Source organism: Tenacibaculum finnmarkense (assembly GCF_900239185.1).
GTDB lineage: Bacteria > Bacteroidota > Bacteroidia > Flavobacteriales > Flavobacteriaceae > Polaribacter > Polaribacter finnmarkensis.
The window spans coordinates 1-2,701 of sequence record NZ_OENA01000088.1 but is presented as its reverse complement, the minus strand read 5'-3'; the positions used below and the strand labels follow the sequence as shown (position 1 = coordinate 2,701).

At 27.2% G+C, this 2,701-nt stretch carries 3 protein-coding genes; 2 read left to right on the top strand and 1 reads right to left on the bottom strand.

The features are described from left to right. The first annotated feature begins 172 nt into the window (after positions 1–172). Together AQ1689_RS10500 and dcm are read left to right on the top strand one after the other, a co-directional pair. Positions 173–454, top strand: coding sequence for a DUF6471 domain-containing protein (locus AQ1689_RS10500; protein WP_180947580.1), 282 nt, complete (start codon positions 173–175; stop codon positions 452–454). Positions 455–458: 4 nt separating this feature from the next. Further along, a complete protein-coding gene (gene dcm / locus AQ1689_RS10495) occupies positions 459–1,823 on the top strand; it encodes a DNA (cytosine-5-)-methyltransferase (RefSeq protein WP_198913891.1) in 1,365 nt (454 codons plus the stop codon). Between the two features lie 7 nt (positions 1,824–1,830). Here the strand turns inward: dcm and AQ1689_RS10490 are convergent, their stop codons facing one another. After that, positions 1,831–2,547: a hypothetical protein gene (locus tag AQ1689_RS10490; protein WP_101956053.1), complete on the bottom strand. Its 717-nt coding sequence runs from the start codon at positions 2,545–2,547 to the stop codon at positions 1,831–1,833. Positions 2,548–2,701 lie beyond the last annotated feature (154 nt).

Here is a 2,701-nt window from a genome sequence, read left to right as displayed (position 1 = left end):
TCAAAAAACTAATTTATAGAATTATGAGCCTAGAATAATAATGTATAAACTTAATCAAGAAAAGAGTTGTTTTTTAGCTCAGTTCTTTGTTACCCAACGTTTTATTTGTTTTTGTTCGATTGTTTGCATATATGAGAATATTCCGTTATATTTGCGTTATTAAATTAGATTTATGATTTATTCAAATGATAAGGTAAAACGACTTTTAAAGTCAGAATTAGTAAAGAGAGGTGTTTCAACTTCTGATTTAGTTTTTTTGTTAAACGAACAAGGTTTAAATGAAACTCAATCAAGTATTACAAGTAAAATAAGTAGAGGAACTTTTAGTGCTACTTTCTTTTTACAATGTCTTTCAGTTATTGGTTGTACTAAATTTGAAATAGAAGATTTTAAATCAAATTTAAGTCTTGTTGCAGAACCAAATGTTGAATATAAAATTAAGAACGATGAATAAAAAAATGAAATTTATAGATTTATTTGCTGGACTTGGTGGAATTCGTATTGGTTTTGAACAGGCTTGTAAAGAAAGAGGAATTGAAACAGAATGTGTTTTAACATCTGAAATTAAACCTTATGCAGTAGAAACTTTAAAACATAATCATCATCACGATAATTTTATTGGAGATATTTTCCAATTAAAAAATGAAGATATTCCAGATTTCGATTTTCTTTTTGGGGGATTTCCTTGTCAACCGTTTAGTGCAGGCGGAAAGAGGAATGGTTTTGCAGATACTAGAGGAACTTTATTTTTTGAGGTTGAAAGAATTATTAGACATAAGAAACCTCAAGGTTTTATTCTTGAAAATGTTGAAGGATTAGTAAAACACGATTTAGAAAATAAAACTGATAAAATAGGAAGGACTTTAAAAACAATTTTATATAAATTAGAAGAAGAACTAAATTATAAAGTTACTTGGGAGGTTTTAGATTCAGTTAATTTTGGAGTTCCACAATCTCGAAAAAGAATTTTTATAGTAGGAACAAAAAAAAATGAAATTTCATTGAAAAATTTCATACCAACTTTTAAGGTTTTAAAAGATGTGTTAGAAACAGGAAAAGAAACAATGAATACTGATTTTACTAAAAAATTATTATCTCATTTTTCAGTTACAGAATTATATGGAAAGTCTATAAAAGATAAAAGAGGAGGAGCAAATAACATTCATAGTTGGGATATTGGAGTAAAAGGCGAATGTAGTAAGGAGCAAATTAGACTGTTAAATAAACTTTTTAAAGTTCGTAGGCAAAAGCATTGGGCGATTGAAATTGGTATTGATTGGATGGATGGGATGCCTTTGACATTAAGGCAAATTGAAACTTTTGCACCATCTATTGATTTGTTTGAAAGTTATGATTTAAAAGGGATGCTGGATGATTTAGTAGATAAAGGTTATTTAAGATTTGAATACCCAAAAAAGTTGATTAAAGAAGTTCTAGAAAACGGAATTATTACTTCTCGTGTTTATGATGAAACAAAATCAAAAGGATATAATATTGTAACAGGAAAATTAAGTTTTGAAATAAATAAAATATTAAATCCTAATGATATTGCCCCAACTCTTGTTGCAACTGATATGAGTAAAATAGTTGTTGTTGACGGTAAGGGTGTAAGGAAATTAACAATACGAGAAGGGTTAAGAATTTTTGGTTACCCTGATAGTTATGAAATCCCTGTTAAAAATAATTTCGCATACGATTTATTAGGAAATACAGTTGCAGTTCCTGTTTTAAAAGCAATTTCAGAAAGAATTTTAGATGTTATTGCTAAACCCAATAAAGTAAGAAGCCTAAAATTAAAAAAAGAAAAAGTAACGTTATTGTAAAATAATTTCAAGTTTTCTCTTTGTCGGTGTCATCTTCTTTTAAGTGATTAATTATTTCAATTTTATCTTTTTTTAAGAGGTCTTCTGATGAGTTGAATAAGGTATTTTTAATTGAGAATGAAATTGTTTCATTTAGTAATGTTTTGAATTCATCAGCATCTTTAAATTGAGATTTTGAATTCCAAGATTTAGTTCTTACATTTCTTCTGCGGTGTGCAATAAGTCCGTCTGTTGTTTTACCAACAAAATTATAGAAATGGTCAATCAGACATTCTTCTACGAACAAATCATTATTTAATAAGTGATTATATTTGACCTCAATAAAAAAACATAATTCACCATCAAATTCAAGAAATACATTGTCTCTCCAATTTGTGGTAGTTGATAAATCTTGATTTGGATTAGTTACTTTTTTACCAGTTTTGAAAACAACTTTATTTCCTGCTTTAATATCTATGAAAATTGAATCAGAATATTGTTCATCAATAATATCAGGGATTTCATTTTTATTATCTGATTGGTCTTTGAATTTATCTTTAATAAGCAATCCTTTTTTTACAAGAAATTCGATTATTGGTTGTTCTACTTGTTTGCCAAATTCTTTATAATGCCAACCAACATCTGGATTATTCTTAATTGTTTTATTGAGATAATTGGTCAAATCACTCATTTCGTTTTGACGTTTTATTAAGTAATCAGTTGGGACTTTATTTATTGCTGTCATTAATTCTCTTTAGTTTTTGTAATTCTCCAAATATAGGAAAATTACTACGGGAACTTGCTTTTTTGTATTGTCCTGAAATAGGTTGACCTTTTTTTTGAATTTATAAGGTTAATAATTCCAGATTTTTTTTATTTCTTCGATACGATTTATATTC

What these genes read in the sequence shown, in the direction of transcription:
- AQ1689_RS10500 (WP_180947580.1), top strand. Translation starts at nt 173, where the DNA reads ATGATTTATTCAAATGATAAGGTAAAACGACTTTTAAAGTCAGAATTA.
- dcm (WP_198913891.1), top strand. Translation starts at nt 459, where the DNA reads ATGAAATTTATAGATTTATTTGCTGGACTTGGTGGAATTCGTATTGGT.
- AQ1689_RS10490 (WP_101956053.1), bottom strand. Translation starts at nt 2,547, where the DNA reads ATGACAGCAATAAATAAAGTCCCAACTGATTACTTAATAAAACGTCAA.